Origin of the sequence: Paraburkholderia sp. (assembly GCF_049581445.1) — a bacterium.
Classification (GTDB): domain Bacteria; phylum Pseudomonadota; class Gammaproteobacteria; order Burkholderiales; family Burkholderiaceae; genus Paraburkholderia.
In genome coordinates this window covers 1-14,477 of record NZ_JBAURZ010000027.1, presented here as the reverse complement: position 1 = coordinate 14,477, position 14,477 = coordinate 1, and the positions used below count along the sequence as shown (strand labels likewise).

Genomic DNA, 14,477 nt, shown 5'->3' with positions numbered 1-14,477 from the left:
TGCATCTGGTTCTTCGCGTGAACGTCGTACAGACTTTTTATCGAACACCGGCGCACGAAGTCACCGCCATCCTGTTTAAATGCATCTGATCAAAGCGACTGCACTTCGAGTTCAACCGGTTCGCTTTCAACCGGAACGGCTAGCATCGGCGGCTTGAGCGTCGAGCGAATCCTGCGCCAACTCGCCAAATGCTGACGCGACTCGGTCGCCTTCATGACAGCTGACAAAAACCCGCTTCTAAAGGCTGCTTTAGAGAATCTTTCCGCATTGGCGCGACAGTTCTCCGGCCTGAACTTTTGCGCACCGTCTTCAAACCTCGCCACCGCTGCCTGCACCGACTCCACCGTTTGCTCGTTGAAGAACACACCGGTGGGCATCGGCTGCGTGTCGTCGATGACCGATTCACAAGCCCCGCCCTTGCCGAATGCAATCACGGGAGTCCCGCAGGCCTGTGCCTCCACAATCGAAATGCCGAAATCCTCTTCGGCCGCAAACACGAAGGCCCTCGCACGCTGCAGATAGTCGCGCAGCACCGAGAACGATTGATGACCCATGATGGTTACGTTGGGGCCCGCCTTGGCTCGCACCTTCTCCATATCAGGTCCATCGCCGATCACGATGAGCTTGCGTTCCGGCGTGCCGGAAAATGCCTCGACAATCAAATCGACCTTCTTGTACGGCACCATACGGGACACCGTGACATAAAACGATTCCTTCTCTGTGCACAGCTGAAATTCTTCCGTGTCGACCGGCGGATAGACGACCGTCGACTCGCGCCGATACACACGATCCACACGGCGCCCAATAAACTCCGAATTGACCACGAAGGCATCGACACCGTTAGCGGTGCGCACGTCCCACGTACGCAGGTAATGCAACGCGATGCGAGCGAACATCGAGCGCATCCCGCTCGTCAGCCTGGCCTCGTTCAGGTACTGGTGTTGCAGATCCCACGCATAGCGGATCGGTGAATGCACATAGCTCACATGCAGCTGATCGGGACCGACCAGCACACCCTTTGCGACCGCATGCGAACTCGAGATGATCAGGTCGTACCCGGACAAATCGAACTGCTCGATGGCAAGCGGAAAGAGCGGCAAATAAGCCCGGTATTTACGCTTCGCAAGCGGCAGTTTCTGCACAAACGAAGTCTTCACCGCCTTTCCCTTCAGGAAGTCACGATCCTCCATGAAGTCGATCAGGCTGAAGACATCCGCTTCGGGGAAGCATTCAAGGATCTCTTCAACCACCCTCTCAGAGCCGCCATAGGTCACCAGCCATTCGTGAACGAGTGCCACCCTCATTGCATTACCCCCATGATTGGAACAGTTCTGCGGCTGCGGCAGGGTTTACGATACTGCGACGCCATGATCGATCCTATGCGGCACGTCACGGCCCTTCGGTTCGGATTCGCACAGAAGGTCTTCCGCGTGAAACGGGCATCGCCCCGGTTGCGAAGCGATTGGAGACTCAACATCCGTGCGATCACCGCAGGTCTACGCGATTCGCTCGCGTTCACCGCGTGAGCACAGGGCAGGCATCGTGGGCACGCCCTCGCACGAAGGCGATGCACCCATCGATTACGGATTACGCTCCCACTTGCCGCGTCAAACCCGCCGAGAGCCGTATCCCCGCCGCAATTCCTCGCAGCACGCTCTTGCGACCGGCCGGCGTGAGGCGTGGATATTTCGCGAGCATGGCGAGCAGCGAGTAGCTCTCCGCGATCAACGACCGCGGGAAGCCGAGATTCTTGCGGCTGAAGTAGATCCGGTTACGCGTGCAATAAAAGAGGCTAAAGGGACTTTCGCTACCGCCCGTAGAGAAGCTCACCTTATGCGCGACCTGCGAGGTCGGTACATACAGGAGACGAATGTTCTGATGATTCATGCGCCACACAAAATCCGCGTCGTCGTAGTAGACAAAATATTTTTCGTCCATCATGCCGACGCGCGCGAACACGCTGTTGTGGAGCATCATGAAGCACGTGGGTGCGTATTCCGTGAACGTGGGAAGGTCGAACTGCCCCTTGTCTTCATCACCATCGCCCACGTGGCTAGTAATCGCTCTTAACGGGGAGAACCAGCCGCCTGCGCACCAGATGCGATTGGTGCCGTAGTAGAGGATCTTCGGAATCGAGGCGAACGATTCACCTTGTGAAAGCGGTGCGACGAGCTTTGAGATCGTGGCGGGATCACGAAACTCGATATCGTTGTTGGCAAGCAAAACGTATTCGCAGCCGTCGCGTAGCGCCATTGCGATGCCCTGGTTGTTACCGCGTGCCACCCCAGCATTTGCGTTGTTGAAGACAATCTGCATATCCACGCCGCTGCGTTCGCCGAGTATTTTGGCCATGACGCTGCCGCTATCCGTTGCGCTGTTGTCGATTACATACAACTTCAAGGTCACGCCTTCCTGAACCTGCAAGCTGGCAAAAAAGTCTTCGAGCACGCCGTCGGACTGGTAAAGCACGGTCACAAGGCCGACCAGAGGTTTCGTAGGCACGCTATTCATATTCCCGCTCCCGTTTCTTCATGCTGCGACCTGACTCGCCTGGTACAGTCCTCGTGATTTCATTTCTACGATGCTCTGCTCGTAGTGATCGGGTTGAACTTCCTGTGAATTGACCCAGGAGGCAAAGCGTTCGATACCCTCGGCAAATGAGACCTTTGGCTCGAATCCGAGCAGTTCTCGCGCCCGCGTGAGGTCCGCATAGTTGTGGCGGATATCGCCCAGACGGAACGCACCGGTCACTGAGATCGGCACATCGCTGCCATATAACGCGCGCAGCTTTTTGGCCACCGTGATGACGGCGGTACGCTGACCCGAGCCGATGCCGAACACGCGATCGTTCGCTTCTTGCCGGACCAGCGAGGCCTGCGTCGCTTCGACGACATCGTCGATGTACACAAAATCCCGGCTCTCCAGACCATCTTCGAAGATGCTGATCTCGTTACCGTTTTTGATCCGTGTCGAAAAAATCGACAGAATGCCGGTGTACGGATTCGACAGCGACTGGCCCGGCCCGTACACGTTCTGATAACGCAACGCGGACGCGCCAATGCCGATCGAGCGGCACACTGTCATGACCATCTGTTCCTGGTCGTGCTTGGTAATGCCGTAGACCGACGACGGATGAATCTTCGAATCTTCGTCGGTGGGCAGACATTCCAGCGGCTCGCCGGAATACGGGCACAGGTAGTCGAAGTGGCCCGTCAGCAACTCCCTCTCCTCGCGCGCTTCCGGATACAGGATGCCCAGCGCTGGCGAGCGGTATTTGCCTTCGCCGTAGATAGCGCGTGACGAAGCCACAACGACTTTCTTGACCGTCTTGTTCTTTGCCTTGACGAGAAGGTCGAGCATCAGTCCACAGCCACCCACATTGACTTCGATATAGCGGCTGACTTCGTACATCGACTGTCCGGTGCCGGTTTCCGCAGCGAGGTGGATGATCGCGTCCTGCCCTTCCATGGCACGCTCCATGACGTTGCGGTCGGTCACCGAGCCTTCGATAAAGCGGACCGATTTGTCGAGCGACTGGAAGAGCGCCGATTGATAAGGGTCGTCACCGTGAATCTGCGGCGACAGGTTGTCGAGCACGGTCACCGTTGCGTTATCAGCCACCAGTTTTTTGGCGAGGTTCGAGCCGATGAAGCCGGCACCTCCTGTAATCAGGACTCTCATTATTCGCATCGCTCCCAGGTTTTCGTTTGCCCGCTATAACGCCTGATCAATCGCGCCGGGTTTCCGGCGACGACGCAGTAGTCCGGCACATCGCGCGTGACAACCGAATGCGACCCGACTACGGAATGACGACCGATGACCACGTTTGGCAGGATCATCGAGTTAAAGCCGATGAAGCTGCCCTCGCCGATCACGACACGATTGCCCCGCGCGCGCAAACGCAGCCCGATGCGCAACGGGTCGTGGATATCTTCGTATGGGTGCTCGACATCGACGATGCCGCACCCTCCAACGATGGTGACGTTGTCCTGTATCTCGATCGAAGACCCACAGACAATATGCACGTTCTGCTCGATGTTCACGTCGTTGCCGATCGTGAGCCGCGGCAATGCGTTGGGGTCCGTGACGATCAGCTCGATACGCGCGCCCTGGCGAATCAGTACACGCTCGCCCACCGATGCGAGGTGAACGTTGGAAAGCAACATGGGCTTGTAGATGGCGGTCTTCTTGCCAAGCGAGCCAAATGCATTGGCATACCAGAGCTGCGCCTTGAGGCGGTAGTAAGCGAATTGCAGCTTGTTCCAGCGGTCTATCCAGCGCAGCTCGCTGAACTTCGAGAAGGTGTTTGTCAGGACACTCATGCGCGCACCGGTTGCCGCCCTGCCATCTGCTTGGCGAGCGTGTAAAGGGTATGAAGCGCATGAGGCCAGTTTCGCAGGGCATGCAAGCCGGCCTGTTTGGCGCTGATGCGCGCATAACGCATGCTGGAAGCAATGCAACGCTCGAATTCCTGGTAGTGACCGGTCTCCAGATAGAGGATGGCCGAGGTGAGAAGAAGCCGCGCACGTCCGCGATCAACCACTGCTTTATCCATGCCTAGCGTTTCTGCCATCGTGCAGGTGTGCATCATGTCGGTGATGCTGGTCTCATGCCGTGCGGGGTTTCGGATCACCGTCGAGGTGAATCCTTGAGGATTCACACGGTACACGCCCATTTCCTCGTCGAGGTAGCGGGCCTGTGTGCCGTAGAACGACTGCATCAGATTGGCCACATCGGCCACCACTTTCAGCTCGAGATCGACCGGATAGCGTCTGCGTAAAGCCCCGCGAAACATCGCGGAACTGGTGAAGAAGAACGGACCGCGTTCGATCAGGTATTGCGCATCGAATACAAGAGGTTTTTCCCGTGGCAGCGCGAAGTCCACAGGCTCACCCGTCAGTGCATGGATCGGGCGCATTTTGTGCACGACCATGCCGAACTCACGCTGCGTTTCAAGAAACTCAAGTTGGCGTTTCAGTTTGCCGGGCAGCATCAGGTCGTCACCGTCGATACATGCGATGTACTCGCCCGAGGTCGCTTCGATGACATCCGAGAAATTGCGCGAATATCCGACGTTCTGCTCGTGCCGGATGAGCTTGATGATGCCCGGATAGCGCGCACAAAACGCCTCAATGACCTCGACCGATTTGTCCTTGGACCCGTCGTCGCCGACGATTACCTCGAACGGCACGTCAAGATCCTGCGACATCACGCTCTGCAGGCAGTCGCCAATGAAACGCTCCAGGTTGTAGCACAGGATTGCTACTGAAAGAAACGGCTTTCCCGAAGTGTTCCCGGATACCAAAGCCATGCTGTCTCTCCCTCAATTGAAAACGATGCGTCCTGCCAGATCGCGCGCTTTACGTTGCGCGATCGGCGAGACTGCAACGGCCGCGGCCATCATCGACAGCCACATGAGCAGCAGATAAATGAACAACTGGGGCCGCGACGCCTGGGACATATCGGTGTAGCGAAACGCGACGGCCACGAGTCCCGTAGCCGCAATGCGCGCTGCCATCCCGCCGTACCACCTCAGGTTGATACCGGGCAGAAACCTGTTGTGAACCACGCTGACCCATAGCAGCACCTGGAACAGTCCGAACGCGAGCCACGCATACCCCACGCCGGCAGCTCCGCCGTGCATGGCGCCAAACAGAACGGACGGCACGAGAATGAGCAGGAACACCACGTTGCCCTTGATGTGCAGCGACAGATTGCCCGCTGCGTACTGCACAAGGAATGCCAACGCAGCGATCGCCGCGCTCGCGTTGCCCACCGCATAGCATTGCAGGATGCGCCATGCTTCCGGCGTCGAAGGAGCGCTCAGCGACCACATCCTGAGAACCAGATCAGGTACGTTGACGAAGATCATCGCCACCGGAATGACCGCGAGCATCGTGATCTCGCTGGCAAGGAAGTAGGTCGGAATGATGCGGCGCGTGTCGCCGATGCTGTCGGCGGTGAAGCGCGGAATGAAGGCCTGCTGGATAGGGTTGGCGAGCAACATGATCCCGCTTGCCAGCAACGTCGCCATACTGAAGACGCCGAAGGCGCGCAACGAGAGCATCTTTGACAAGATCACCTTGTCGATCTGCGTCGTCGTCGCCCACATCAGCGCAGAGAATGCAATGGACAAAGACAGCTTCGCGCGCGCTGTCAGCACGGTGCGCGAAAAGGTCCGCGTCAATATCGGCGCGCCGATCGCATTGCCGAGCAAAATACGCATCGTTAACGCTTCACCGACAATGGCGGACAGTTGCCAGAGAAAGAACACCTCGACGGTCGGCCATATGATGATGACAGGCACGACCAGGACCGCGCGAATGATTGCAAAGACCACCACCACGACGTTCAGCGTCGGCTGCCGGTCAATGCCAACCATCCCGCCACGGTAAAGCGAAGAGAGCCAGCGCGACGATACCGTCAACACCATCAGGACAAAAGCGACTTCGATCTCGTGTAGCGGCAGTCCTTTTGCGTTGAGCCAGTCCTCAGCGAAAAATGGCGCGGTAAAGATCGACAAAACGATCAGGATCGCGCACATCCCCGCGACAAATTTCTCGAGCGACTGCAACAGGACGCGCACCTCCTCACGCGACGCGTCGTCACGCGTGCGTGCGAGTTCCCGGCACAGTGTGGGCGACAGCCCAAGGTCCAGCACCTGAACCCACGCCAGCAAGACCGCGTTGAGCGCGATCAGCCCGTAGGCTTCGACGCCAAGATGCCGAACGTACGCAGGCACCATGACCATGCCGAGCACAACAGTAACCATCTGTCCTGCGTAATTGGCAAGCAGGCTGCGTTTGAGCATCGTCGTATGAGGACAGGAGTGAAAACCTTTAGGCGCACTAAGGTGCGCGAGCTTCGCTGAGTTCCGGTCAGTTGTTGCAGTGCGCAATCATTAGCGCTTGATGGTTGAAAAGCCTGTGCAAGCCCGCATGTCGTCATTGCGAGCGGGTGTGTATTCCGAGAGGAAAGCCACTTCACCTTTCGCCCTCTATCGCCCGTCAGTTATGCCCTCTTGCGAGCAACCCGGTAAATTAGGAACCCTCAGGTGTGCCCGATCAAGCAAATCTGACCGGCTATTAAACGCTTTGCTGCGACGCAAATAGCAAACTCACTGTATCCGCTGCCAAACATCGGTAATGTGCGAATTCGAACACAGCCCCTGGCGGCTGCCCGACGCATAACTTTTGTCAAAAAGCGCGCCGGACAACCGTCTTCAATACAGACGAAAGCGCGCTGGCATGGTCTCGCCAACGCACTTTGCGAACAAGCGCGCACCATGCTGGAACATCAGGCGTGGCCGTCCCCCGTCCGGGATTGGTCGGATAGGCGGATTCGTCAGGCCGGTCTTATACTGGCGGCAATTCACCGAATAGAGTCGTGGATAGGCGATTCTTCGAGGAATGCCCCGGCGGCTTCGTGTGGCAGACTTTCAACATCAAGCGGTTTCCTGCAAGCCGTCGTGCGACTTCTCGTGAACGCCATGCATCTTTTGATCATCTTCTCCGTACTCGAAATAGTCGCGATACTCGTCGTGGTATCCCTATGCGTGATGGCGCGGCGCTCCGACAACCGGACGGAGCGCGCGCTCACCCCCGAGGAAATCAGGGCCAGGCGTCAGACTGCTGACGACCGTCCCAAGCCCCGCAGTGTCACCACCTTCGGCGAGCACGCGCTTGCGCGCTGGTTTAGCTCCGTGCTGCGTCCCAGCAATCGCGGCAAGCGCGGCGGCTGATCGCGACTACTCGCGGCTGAATCAGACCAAGCAGCCGCAACGCATCAATTCAGTGCATCTGCCACTCTTGCAGGTTCGAAAGCAATACCGCGGGCCTTCGGGAAACCCAGATATTTCTCCAGACGTATCCTCGCCACGAGGAAGTACAGCGCGAGCGGAAAAACGATTCCGCACGTCACTCCGACGCACAGTTGCAGATACAGGTTGTCGACGTGCAAATGCAGCAGTACGATGCGCGCCCCAGATCCAGCCAGGATATGGACCAGATAGATCGGCATTGAAGCGATCCCGAGCATCCGCAGCATTCCACGCTCGCCCGAGCGGCTGACGAGCAACGCGATCTCGCACACCAGCAAAATGCCAAGGACTGCCGCCGGCAATGTCCGTGGCCTCAGGGCCAACTCGGGCAATGCCCAGTCGGTGCCGGTGTTACCCGCTCCGTGAGCCAGATAGACGGCCGCGCAAAATGCAACCAATGTGATCCCCACCCCGCGCAGCGTCGCGCAACGTGTGACGATAGTGCGCAGATTCCCCGCCAGCAAAATCCCGCCCGCGAAGAATAGAAAATACTTCAGCGCAATCGTGAGAATGTTCGCTTCGAATGCGATGCCGAGAACATAGGCGACGATTGCAACCAACACGAGCCGTAAGCGCTGTGTGCTTGCCAGGCATACAAACAGCTGGCACAGAAAGAGCGCGTAGAGAAACCAGAACTGACCGATAGGATTCCAAAGGATGTCCGTCATATCGGACAGATAGAAGCGATGGTTCGCATCGGCCGAGATCACCCATTGCACCAGTCCCTGAATGACCGACCACAACGCATACGGATACACAATGCTCTGCAGCTTCGAGCTCAGGAAGCTTTTTCGGCCTCGCTGCAAACCGCGTTCAACGTGCAAGCCGGACAACAGGAAAAACAGCGGCATATGGAACGTATAGATCGCGGAGCCGGACGAGATGAGCCAGTGACGCGCCGGCACGAGATTGGCGTTCATCAGCCCGAGCAGGACATGTCCATACACAACCAGCACAATGCCGATTCCGCGCGCACAGTCCTCGAAATCATCTCTCACCCAGCCCTCCCGGCACGACGTGTAACCCGCTAAGCCGCCGCATGGTTGTGATTCGAATACGCAGTCATATGCCCGTAGGCACGCCGTTCACTGCGTCGCAACGGCACGGCGTTAAACACGGCGCCACCCAGCGTCGCGCCCGCGCGCCGCAGCTTGGTCACCGTCTCTTCGATTTCCTCTTCGGTCTGCATGCCCGAGCGCAGCACCAGCACGGTGTTGCCCGCCCGGTTCGCGACGATCGAGGCGTCGCTCACGGCCAGAAGCGGCGGCGTGTCGACGATCACCAGGTCGAAGCGCTTGTTGAAGACGTCGAGCAATGCCTGAAAGCGCGGCATCATCAACAGTTCGGACGGGTTGGGCGGATAGGCACCGCACGAAATGAACGACAGTCCGGGGACGCCCACGTCTCTGATGGCCTGATCGCTGGTAAGGCTACCCATCAGCAGTTCAGCAAGGCCGCCTGAGTTCGGCTGTCCGAACGTTTGCGCGAGATGGCCACAGCGCATGTCAGCGTCGATCAGCAAGACGCGCTTGGTTGTCTCCGCCTCCAGCACCGCAAGATTGGCCGCGACAAAACTCTTGCCGCTGCCGGGCGTGGGGCCCGTCAGCACGACGATCTTGTCCGACGATGCATTTGCGCCGGCAAAATGCATTGCAGTACGCACGCCGCGCAGCGCCTCGACCGAGGCGTTATACGGGAAACTGCGCGATAGCAGGTAATGCGCCGTCGGCGGCAATGCACCTGCGGCACCCTTGATCGCAACCCCGTCTTTAGTGCGCGCAGCAGGCAGCAGCGGAATCCGCGTCGCTGCACCATACGGTGTGTCGACACCCTGCAACGAATGCATCATCGCGCGCTTCAGTTGCGCCTGCTGTGGGCTATAGAGCACCGAGCCGAGTACAGGGATGCTGAGGCTCCATTCGACGAAGCGCGGATCGGTCACGCCGTTGAGCAACTGGCTGCGGGCAAAGACGAACAATGCCCCGAGCATCAGCCCAATGCCCGCACTCGCTGCCAGCACGACGGGGACATTCGGTGACACCGGATCGGCCGGGCGAACCGCGGCATCGACGAGATTCACGTCGCCCGTGGTGCCGGCGCGGCGAACCGTCAGCTCTTCCGCCTTGTTTACCATCGTCACGTAGATCGATTCGGCCACCTTGGCGTTACGCGTCAGATCCACGTCCTTGCGTTCCGACGCGGGCATTTTGTTAAAGCGCGCATCGAAGGTGCCTTTGGCTGCATTCAATTGCGCGAGCTGCTGGTCAACGTTCTGCACAGGCGGGCTTGAGGGCTGGAAGTGCAACATCAACTGCGTGCGTTGCAGTTGCAGAGCTGCAATCTGCCGCTCCAGCTCGATGCCGCCCTGCAGATAGGACTGCGCTTCAGCGGTCGGCTGCATGGAGTTAGACGAAGACTGATAGGTGGACAGCGCCGCCTCGGACTGCTTGAGTTCGTCGCGCAGTCGCGGCAATTCCTGATTGATGAAGTCGAGCGTCTTGCTATCGCTCATGCGGCGATTTTCAATCGTGTTCTCGACATAGCCATTCGCAACCGCATTGGCCACACCCGCTGCCACGACGGGGCTGCTGCTATCGAACCCGATCTGCACGATGCCGGTCTCCTTGCCCTTCTCCATCACCTTGAGATCTTTGGAGAAGCGCTTCAGCGCGTTGACCGTATTCCACGGGACCACCTGGAATTCCGTGTGGGGACGCGCAACAAGACGTGTCACGAGCATCGAAACGTCCTGCCCCGTGGCCAGTTGACCGACCTGTCCAGTAACGAGGACCGAGCCGTCCGTATCCAGTAGTTCGTAGTGGGTGTTATCGAGCACGCGCAGCTGAAGCTTGGCGTTCTCGAGCGACTGCGGCACATGAAGGGAATCTATATGGATCTCTTCACCGCCCCATGCATACGATTGCAGTCCGAACCATGCTCGCGACGGCTGCCCAGGCGTGGCAAACTTGTTGGCAATCAAGCCGAGTAACGGGAAGGTGTGTGCCTTCACCGTCAAGTCATAGCCGAACTTCTTCATCACCGGCTCGAGCACCTCGCGGCTTTGCATCATCGCGATTTCGGCGTCGGTTGACGGCGGCCGCGCCTGCACGACCAACGGTCCGCCCGGCCCAGTGCCAAGCTCGTTTGGATCAGGTGATTCGATCCGCACGAGGGCACCCGCCGTATACGTCGGCGTCGCCAGCGAGACATAGATGGCGGCCAGACCGACGATGACGAGCGCAACGCCAACGACAGTCCAGACATGATCCGACAACAGCCTGATCATGTCCCTCGCGCTGACTGCACCGTCACGAGGGGGCCCAAAGGTTCCTGCATCTATATTCGGCGTGTTCACGTCGGTCGTTCCTATGAAAGGGGCCCGTGGAAAATGGCTGCGTGAGAACCTGCTACATCAATGTCCTACCGAATACAGCAGGTACAGGCTCGTCACCGTCGGCAACAACTGGATCAGCAAACGGTTCAGGCGTGCAATGTCAGCTGTGCCTACGTACACGACATCCAGCGGTTGCAGATCGAACTGCGTCGATAGCAGGATCGCGTCCACCTGTGTCATATCGAGGCGATAGATGGTCGGTTTCGCCGGGTCGCTTGCCGAGCGGCGAATCACGAGGATCTGGCGCGGCTGCGCGGCTTGCGAATCGATGCCGTTTGCGCCTGCGATGGCGTCGGCAAGCGTCAGCCTGCCCTTGTCCATGTAGAGCGTTTGCGGCTTGAGGATTTCGCCGAGCACGAACACACGGCTCGCGTTGTGGTCCGGCACATACACAATGTCACCGGCCCGCAATACGATGTTCTGCGAAACATCGCCGTGATCAAGCGTGCGTTGCACGTCGAGCACATACGATTTGCCATCGCGCGTCAACTGCACACGCTGCAGGTCCGCATCAGTGACAGCGCCGCCGGAGCGCGTGATCGCATCGATCACCGTGAGCTTCATGTCAGTGATGGGCAATGACCCGGGATTCTTCAACTGGCCCGCCATATAGACCTGCTGGCTGCGGAACTGGATCACGCGCACGTCGAGCTGCGGCTTGACGGCGTAGCCTGCCAGCTTGTTCATCAGCAGGGTCGAGATCTGTTCGGTGGTCTTGCCTGCAACGTTGACGCGGCCAATGGTCGGGAAATAGATCGTGCCGTCGGCTGCGATACGTTGCCCATCCGGGTTGACTGCTGCACCTGGCGCGCCGCTCGCGACCGTTCCGGAACCGGCGTCCGCGCCGCCGGGAAGACCCGGTGTGCCGTTCACGGTCAGTTCCGGATGATTCCAGACGGTGATGCCGAGAATGTCACCGGCACCGACCCGATAGTCGGAGTAGCCGCCTACCAGCGGCTCGATGGGCAGCATGTGGGTACGCGGGTCGTCCTTCACCAGCACCTTGGACTGGTTCGCGATGACCGAGGCGTTGATCAGTTGAACCGGGTAGACCGTCGCCGTCGAATTGTCAGGAGCAGGCTCCTGCATGCGAGCAGGATCAAGGTACGAGCCAGGCGAGAGCGAACAGCCCGCCAAAGCCAGGCAGAACATCAAAGCAATGAGCCATACACGTCTTATCATGATGTGTTTTTTTCCGAGAACGGTACGTGCGTTGAGACGGGCTTGCGATGCGTCTTGAGAGCGGCGTCACTGCCGCAATTGAGCAACGGGTGGCGGGCGGACGGCCCGCTTTCTGCAATCAGCGGCCGGAGTAAGCCACCTGGTATTCAGGTTCTCTGCTGCGATAGTGGGTCATCGTCGTCGCGACGGGGCGCACGGCACCCTCTTTCTCAGCCGCGCTCGCCAGCAACAGGCGGCGGAATTCACGCTTGACGATTCCATAGCATTCGCAGGCACGCCCTTCGAGACCTTCGCGGTCGAGGATCGTGATGTGACCGCGGCGCATGCTGATCAGCCCGGCTTCCTGGAGGCGCCCTGCTGCCTCCGTCACCCCTTCACGACGGACGCCGAGCATGGTGGCAATCAATTGCTGTGTGACGGTGAGTTCATCGGACTTGAGACGATCCTGCGTCAGCAGTAGCCAGCTGCAAACCTGCTTGACGATGTGATGGTGGCGGTTGCAAAGCGCGCTTTGCGAGACCTGCGTCAAAAGCGCTTGCACGTAGAGCAGCATGAGCTTGTGCAAGAAGCCGTGGCCCTCGAATTCGCGCTTGAAGATCTGCGCACTGATCGCATAGGCGTAGCCGCCGCTGCGTACTTCGATGCGGCTCGGCATGGTTGAGCCACCCATCAGCACCGGCACGCCAATCACGCCTTCATTGCCGATCGCCGCGACTTCCGCGGTAGCGCCGTCTGCCATCAGATACACCATGGAGACGACGGCCGTGGTCGGGAAATAGACGTGCTTGATCGATTCACCGGAGTCGGAAAGCAGTTGCCCCGGACGCAGCCGCTGAAGCTTCAGGTGAGGCGCCAGCGGCGCCAGGTCATCTGCCGGCAAAGCGGCTAGCAGATGGTTTTCTAGCTGATCGTTTGTAAAGTCGAGCATAGTGGTTTCCGGCGGTTTTCTCGCTTGCCAGGCGGCGAGCAAGAGGTGATTGCAACGGGTCAGGCGCATAAATTACTGCACTGCAATGGTCTGACTTCGACACCACTTCAAACGTCCTACGTCGATGTTCATTGATGACTACGATTTAGCCAAAAGCGTGCCATTGGTTTTAAATGATTGTTTTTCATAGTGTTTTTAAAATGAGGCACAAAGTCGGTGCCCGCTCAGGCCGCGAACTGTCTCAGATCTGAACAATTCTTGCTTAAGAGAGCCTGTGAGCGCGAAATCGCGTTTTGCTGCGCTGCATTTCCTACGATTACCAGGGTTACGCCCTACGGGGGTTCCCGAAGCTGGAAACGATTTTGGCCCGCGGAATGGGGCTTCGGGCCTGGGGAAAGTCGTAGGCCGCTTTTGTCGAAAAGTGTCTCACTTCTGATGCGACGCAAAGGAAGCGAAAGGGAATTCGGCGATTAAGGCCGTTTAAAGTTTACATTTCGCGAACTATTTTGGGCTTTAAAACCGGTAAAGATTGCTTTCTAATGATCAATTAAAAGACATTAGTCGTATTTATCCCTCCATCTGGGAACACCCTTAAGTTCGCCTCCGAACAGAGCGCGGGTTTTCCCCGACATAAGGTGAGCACGTTTACGAATGCCCTCACCCGAACGGAGCCGATCGATGAGCACTGCATTTGAGTCCCACTCGAAACACCCGCGAAGCACCGGCCAGACCCTGGCACCTCTAACGATCCAACCCGTGATTCTGGCGGGCGGCGCTGGCACCCGGCTATGGCCGCTTTCGCGCGACCAGTATCCGAAACAACTGATCGAACTGCTTGGAGAAGAGTCGCTGCTAGCGGGGACAGCACGGCGCCTCGACGGCCTGGAAGCCCTATGGCCAGTCGCAGACGAGCTGCTACTGGTGTGCGGCGAGCATCATCGTCACGTCAGCGCCGAGCAATTGCGCGGCTGCGGCAAGTCAGCCCGTATCCTGCTTGAACCCTACGCCCACAATACGGCCCCAGCCCTCACCAACGCAGCCCTGCAGGCCGTCGCGGGCGGCAACGACGCCGTACTGGTGGTCATGCCCGCAGACCACGCCGTGCCCGATGCGCAGGCTTTCCAGGCGGCCGTCGCGAACGCCGCGCACTACGC

12 protein-coding genes are annotated in these 14,477 nt (G+C 58.6%); 2 read left to right on the top strand and 10 right to left on the bottom strand.

Translation table 11 applies throughout. The features are described 5' to 3' along the window. Positions 1-89 precede the first annotated feature (89 nt). From WCA85_RS01480 to WCA85_RS01455, 6 genes are all read right to left on the bottom strand, one after another. Positions 90-1,304: a glycosyltransferase family 4 protein gene (locus WCA85_RS01480; RefSeq protein ID WP_424061273.1), complete on the bottom strand. Its 1,215-nt coding sequence runs from the start codon at positions 1,302-1,304 to the stop codon at positions 90-92. Between the two features lie 283 nt (positions 1,305-1,587). Then, positions 1,588-2,511: a glycosyltransferase family 2 protein gene (locus WCA85_RS01475; protein WP_424061272.1), complete on the bottom strand. Its 924-nt coding sequence runs from the start codon at positions 2,509-2,511 to the stop codon at positions 1,588-1,590. Positions 2,512-2,529: 18 nt separating this feature from the next. Next, positions 2,530-3,681 carry an NAD-dependent epimerase/dehydratase family protein gene (locus WCA85_RS01470; protein WP_424061271.1) on the bottom strand — a complete coding sequence of 384 codons (1,152 nt, stop codon included), beginning with the start codon at positions 3,679-3,681 and terminating at the stop codon, positions 2,530-2,532. After that, the gene (locus WCA85_RS01465; RefSeq protein WP_424061270.1) at positions 3,681-4,322 is read right to left on the bottom strand and encodes an acyltransferase; all 642 of its coding nucleotides are present in this window, start codon (positions 4,320-4,322) and stop codon (positions 3,681-3,683) included. The genes WCA85_RS01470 and WCA85_RS01465 overlap by 1 nt, the downstream gene beginning before the upstream one ends. Continuing rightward, entirely contained in the window at positions 4,319-5,311 is a 993-nt protein-coding gene (locus WCA85_RS01460) for a glycosyltransferase family 2 protein (RefSeq protein ID WP_424061269.1), read from the bottom strand. Before WCA85_RS01460 ends, WCA85_RS01465 begins: the two co-directional genes overlap by 4 nt. A 12-nt stretch (positions 5,312-5,323) precedes the next feature. Continuing rightward, positions 5,324-6,811 carry a lipopolysaccharide biosynthesis protein gene (locus WCA85_RS01455; RefSeq protein ID WP_424061268.1) on the bottom strand — a complete coding sequence of 496 codons (1,488 nt, stop codon included), beginning with the start codon at positions 6,809-6,811 and terminating at the stop codon, positions 5,324-5,326. Positions 6,812-7,489: 678 nt separating this feature from the next. Here WCA85_RS01455 and WCA85_RS01450 point away from each other — a divergent pair. Continuing rightward, entirely contained in the window at positions 7,490-7,741 is a 252-nt protein-coding gene (locus WCA85_RS01450) for a hypothetical protein (RefSeq protein ID WP_424061267.1), read from the top strand. A gap of 44 nt (positions 7,742-7,785) precedes the next feature. Here WCA85_RS01450 and WCA85_RS01445 read toward each other — a convergent pair whose 3' ends face one another. From WCA85_RS01445 to WCA85_RS01430, 4 genes are all read right to left on the bottom strand, one after another. Then, complete coding sequence (locus WCA85_RS01445) at positions 7,786-8,817, bottom strand: acyltransferase family protein (protein WP_424061266.1); 1,032 nt, start codon at positions 8,815-8,817, stop codon at positions 7,786-7,788. A 29-nt stretch (positions 8,818-8,846) separates the two neighbouring features. Further along, positions 8,847-11,105, bottom strand: coding sequence for a polysaccharide biosynthesis tyrosine autokinase (locus WCA85_RS01440; protein WP_424061265.1), 2,259 nt, complete (start codon positions 11,103-11,105; stop codon positions 8,847-8,849). A 126-nt stretch (positions 11,106-11,231) separates the two neighbouring features. Then, positions 11,232-12,395 (bottom strand): polysaccharide biosynthesis/export family protein, encoded by a 1,164-nt coding sequence (locus tag WCA85_RS01435; protein ID WP_424061264.1) that lies wholly within the window; start codon positions 12,393-12,395, stop codon positions 11,232-11,234. Between the two features lie 118 nt (positions 12,396-12,513). Further along, the gene (locus WCA85_RS01430) at positions 12,514-13,323 is read right to left on the bottom strand and encodes a Crp/Fnr family transcriptional regulator (RefSeq protein ID WP_424061263.1); all 810 of its coding nucleotides are present in this window, start codon (positions 13,321-13,323) and stop codon (positions 12,514-12,516) included. Between the two features lie 678 nt (positions 13,324-14,001). Between WCA85_RS01430 and WCA85_RS01425 the strand changes: the two genes are divergently transcribed. Beyond that, positions 14,002-14,477 (top strand): sugar phosphate nucleotidyltransferase (locus tag WCA85_RS01425; protein ID WP_424061262.1); only part of this gene is annotated, 476 nt, incomplete at its 3' end.